We start from the raw sequence: 4,477 nt of genomic DNA, 5'->3' as shown, positions 1-4,477 counted from the left end.
CCACCCGCCCGGGCAGGAGCCCGCCGAGCAGGAAGCACCCGCTCCCCTCTACCCGCTCCGCGGACGCCCGGGGTCGGCCTCGGCCCGGGGCAACAAGCTCAAACTGCCCGCCCACCGCATGACCACCGCCACCGCCTCCGGCGCCTACCCCTTCCTCGCCGAAGGCGGCCTCGGCGCCGAGGGCATCTACATCGGCCGCGACGTCCACGCCGAAGCCTCCTTCTGCTTCGACCCGTTCGCCCTCTACGGCAAGATCGAAGGGTTCACCAACCCCAACGTGCTGCTCGCCGGCGTCATCGGACAGGGCAAGAGCGCCCTGGCGAAGTCCTTCGCCCTGCGTAGCGTCGCCTTCGGCTACCGCGTCTACGTCCCGTGCGACCCCAAGGGCGAGTGGACGCCCGTCGCGAACGCTCTCGGCGGCACCTCCATCGCCCTCGGGCCCGGCCTGCCCGGCAAGCTCAACCCCCTCGATGCCGCTCCCCGGCCGAACAGCGTCTCCGAGGCCGACTGGGCGGGCGAGATCCGCAAGCGCCGCCTGCTCCTCCTCGGCTCCCTGGCCCGTACCGTCCTCGGACGGGACCTGATGCCGATGGAGCACACCGCGCTCGACGTCGCCCTCGACGCCGTCGTCACCCACGCCGCGGCCACCGGCCGCACCCCACTGCTCAGCGACATCGCCGCCACCCTCAACAACCCCGCCGCCCTCGACACCGCCGGCGGCAGCATGTCGGGCCACCTCGGCGACGCCGCCCGCGACCTCGCCCACGCCCTGCGCCGCATGGTCCACGGCGACCTCGCCGGCATGTTCGACGCACCCTCCACCGTGCGGTTCGACCCGAACTCGCCGATGCTGACCATCGATCTCTCCCGCCTGGGCGGCTCCGGCGACGACACCGCCCTCGTCCTCGCCATGACCTGCGCTTCTGCCTGGATGGAATCCGCCCTCACCGATCCCCGCGGCGGACGCCGGTGGATCGTCTACGACGAAGCCTGGCGCCTGATGCGCCACCCCGGCCTCCTCCAGCGCATGCAGTCCCAGTGGAAGCTGAGCCGCGGCCTGGGCATCGCGAACCTGATGGTCATCCACCGCCTGTCCGACCTGCTCACCGCCGGCGACGCCGGATCCCGCGGCCGCGCCCTCGCCGAGGGCCTGCTGGCCGACTGCTCCACCCGCATCGTCTACCGGCAGGAAACCGACCAGCTCCACGCCGCAGCAGCCCTCCTCGGCCTCACCTCCGTCGAGACCGAAGCCATCGCCCACCTCAACCGGGGCCGGGGCCTGTGGAAGGTCGCCGGGCGCTCCTTCATCGTCCAGCACCTCCTCCACCCGCACGAAAGCCGCCTCTTCGACACCGACGCCCGCATGCACTGACAAACCCCTGAAGTCCCCCGGGCTACAGAACAGTTGCACCCCGGTCGTACACCGCCAAGGGCATGGTCCACCCGGCAGCACGCCTCACAGAGCGACGGCAGCATCCCTGCCCGTGCTCGGCCGGTGCGGGCCCCCCTTCCCGACTCACAGGAGGCCGACCCTGGCCACGCGCTCCTTCATCGCCCGCCCCACCGACACCGGGTTCAGCGGCATCTACGTCCATTGGGACGGTTACCCCAGCCACCAACTCCCCCTCCTCCTCGCCGCCTACCAGCACCGCTTCGCCAGCGACCTGGAGGCCATGTCCCGGCACCTCATCGACAACGTGCCCGTCGGCTGGTCCACGCTCGGCACCGACCTCCTCGACGAGGCCCCCGAGGCTCTGCGCCACGCCCTGACCGGCGGCGAGAGCCACCCCAGCAGCCAGCTGGCCAACCTCATCACCCCCGACGGATCACTGCCCCGGCGCATGACCGTCACCGAAGGATCAACCTCCGGCCTCGACTGGGGATACATCCTCCGCCCGCACGGCATCGAGGTCATCAACCGCCACGAAGACCGAGGGCCCGTCGTCGGCTGGAAGACCGACCCCCGCGCCCGGTTCAGCGACAGCTACGCGCGGTGGACACCCGACGGCCCCGTACCGGCCACCGCACCACCCCGCGCCGTCCAGCCGCCCGCGACGCCCGCCAAGCCGGTCACCACCACGAGCATCGTCCGGATCTCCGTACGCCGCTGACCACCCCCTGCCGCCCCCTTCACCTGGAGAATCCTCTCGTGTCCGACCGCCCCGAGATCACCGTCGTCATCGCCACCCAGCTGCGAGAAGACCGGCTGGAGTACCTGACCGCCATGCACGCCAGCCTCACCCGGCAGTCCGTTCCCTGGGAGGCCGTGATCGCGATCGACGGAGCCGACCCGGCCCAGCTGCCCGCCCCGCTCGCCCACGACCCACGGGTGCGCACCCTGGTACTACCGCGCCCTGTCGGAGCCGCGTGCGCCCGCAACCTCGCCCTGAACGAAGTACGCACCGAGTTCTGCAACTGGGCAGATGACGACGACGAGTTCCACGACACAGCAATGGCCGCTCGGCTGCGGATACTGAAGGCGTACGGGGTCGGCTGGGTCGCCGGATACAGCGAAGACCTCCACCCCGACGGGACAACCACCCTGTGGAAATGCCCCACGCCGCCCGGCCGACACGACGCCGGCAATGTCTGGACGTACTGGAAGGACCCGACGGACACCATCCCCATCGGGCCGACGACAATCCTGGCCCGTACCGACCTGATGCGCGCGGCTCCCATGGGCGGCCTCGTCCAGGGCGAGGACTACATGGCCGCAATCGGCACCACCTGCCTCGCCCCCGGCATCCTGCTGCCTCTGCCGGTCTACCGATACCGCAAACACGCAGGCCAGATGACACAGCAGGACGGCTACGACGAGCTCGAGGCAGCCGCACGACGGCACGCATGGCACTTCGGAAACAGCCTCCGAACCGCCGTGTCCGGCCTCGTCGCAGCATAGAGCCCGGCATTCACTCCGCACCGTCAGGAGCTCATGACTTCCGCGAACTCCCCCGCGCAGATCACCCTCTCCTTCAGCCGGAGCGCCGACATCATCGCCGTCGCCAGCGGCGAGAGATATCCCTGGGCACAGACCGCACTGAAGCTCAGCGGATTCCAGCGACGCCACGACGGTACGTACGCCCTGGCCCCCGGGGACCCGCCGACCACTCAGGCCACGATGGCCAGCCTTGTTCGTACCGCTGACCGCCATAGGAGCACCGTGAAGATCAGCGGCCGTTTCTACCTCGGCGACATCGCCGAGGGCATCGCCACGCATCTGCCCGGTGAGTGGAGCGCGACGGTCGAGGTCTACAGCCATCCCCTGTGGCAGGAAGATCTTGTGCCGTGGCTGTGGGATGCCGGAGAGCTCTCCGAGGCTATCCGGACCACCCGGGTTCCCTATGCCGCGGTGCTCACCAACGGCGCGGGCGTCGACCTCCTGCTCGTCGAGCGCCCCGCCCATCATCAGGGCTACGTCGTCGGCGCGTTGGCATCGAACGGATTCGACGACAACTTCGAGGACCCGCACGCGCCGAGCAGCATCGTCGTACCCGGCGCGGCACAGTCGTCCGCCCACGCGATCACGAACCGCTTCCTGCCCGCCTACCGCCAAGCCGTGCACACCCGGCGCACCGCCGCCGTCGTCTCCGCCCTGGACCGGATCCGCGAGGAAGTCCGCGTACGGGAGGTGATCAAGGAGTCCGGCCGCTACAGCGACGGGAGTTCTCTGGCGTCCGAGGGTCTTCCCGGAGCCGAAGAGGCGTTCGCTGATCTCTCCTGGTTCGCGTTCCGGGATGTCCTGCTCCACGCCCCGGCTGTGCTGGAGCGCTGCTGGCCTGCTGATTCCGCATGGCCGCAGGACGCCGCCGCGCTCGACCGCCTCGAGGGCGCCCTGGCCCGCGGACAAGCGATCCTCTCGGAGTGGACCACCCAGCTCAAGGGCCTGCGGACCACGTCGAGAACGCTGGGCCACGAGTCCACCGGCGCCGGCGCCAAGGCCGAGCGGGACGCCCGGATGCAGCCGGTGATCGAAACATGGCTCGCCGACGGCGACGCGTTCCTACGCCAAGCGCGCGTCGCCACACCCGCCACCTCCAGCGCCCTGCCCGTACGGGGCCGCGTTGTCGCCGCCCTCCCACTCGCCCTGCCGGCACCGTCCGGCCCGGCGCCCGCTCGGCGTTGACTTCCCGCAGAAAGGTTTCTTTCCTGTCTGAGCACTTTCACTTCGGCACTCATCCTCACCACGGCTTCGTCGCCACCGCCACCGCGAACATGCCTGCTCACCTGGCCGAGTGGTTCCTGACGCGGGAGCAGTTCGAACCGGTCCCCGGCAACTCCGGCCTGTACCGGCTGTCCAACCCGGCACAGGATGGACAGCGGCGAACCCGCCAGGCCGTGCAGGACCTGCGGCGACACGGGTACGCCGTCCAAGGCGACGCGTTCCTCCGCCAAGCGCGCGTCGCCACACCCGCCACCTCCAGCGCCCTGCCCGTACGGTGCCGCGTTGTCGCCGCCCTCCCACTCGCCCTGCCGTCAC

The 4,477-nt window shown here is 70.5% G+C and carries 4 protein-coding genes and 1 pseudogene; all 5 read left to right on the top strand.

All coding sequences use genetic code 11. From position 1 onward, the window contains the following. Positions 1-1,372, top strand: a 1,372-nt coding sequence (locus K6I33_RS32320) for an ATP-binding protein (RefSeq protein WP_229358132.1), incomplete at its 5' end; no start/stop codon positions are given. Between the two features lie 112 nt (positions 1,373-1,484). Continuing rightward, complete coding sequence (locus K6I33_RS32315; protein WP_229358131.1) at positions 1,485-2,111, top strand: hypothetical protein; 627 nt, start codon at positions 1,485-1,487, stop codon at positions 2,109-2,111. Positions 2,112-2,167: 56 nt separating this feature from the next. Beyond that, complete coding sequence (locus K6I33_RS32310; protein ID WP_308297356.1) at positions 2,168-2,899, top strand: glycosyltransferase; 732 nt, start codon at positions 2,168-2,170, stop codon at positions 2,897-2,899. 33 nt (positions 2,900-2,932) lie between these two features. Then, the gene (locus K6I33_RS32305; protein ID WP_229358130.1) at positions 2,933-4,123 is read left to right on the top strand and encodes a hypothetical protein; all 1,191 of its coding nucleotides are present in this window, start codon (positions 2,933-2,935) and stop codon (positions 4,121-4,123) included. Between the two features lie 89 nt (positions 4,124-4,212). Beyond that, positions 4,213-4,477, top strand: a pseudogene (locus K6I33_RS32300) (hypothetical protein); the annotation flags it as partial.

The organism is Streptomyces sp. UNOB3_S3, from assembly GCF_020740895.1.
Lineage (GTDB): Bacteria > Actinomycetota > Actinomycetes > Streptomycetales > Streptomycetaceae > Streptomyces.
The sequence above is the reverse complement of the archived record's forward strand: the minus strand, read 5'-3'. Positions and strand labels throughout refer to the sequence as shown.

What these genes read in the sequence shown, in the direction of transcription:
- K6I33_RS32305 (WP_229358130.1), top strand. Translation starts at nt 2,933, where the DNA reads ATGACTTCCGCGAACTCCCCCGCGCAGATCACCCTCTCCTTCAGCCGG.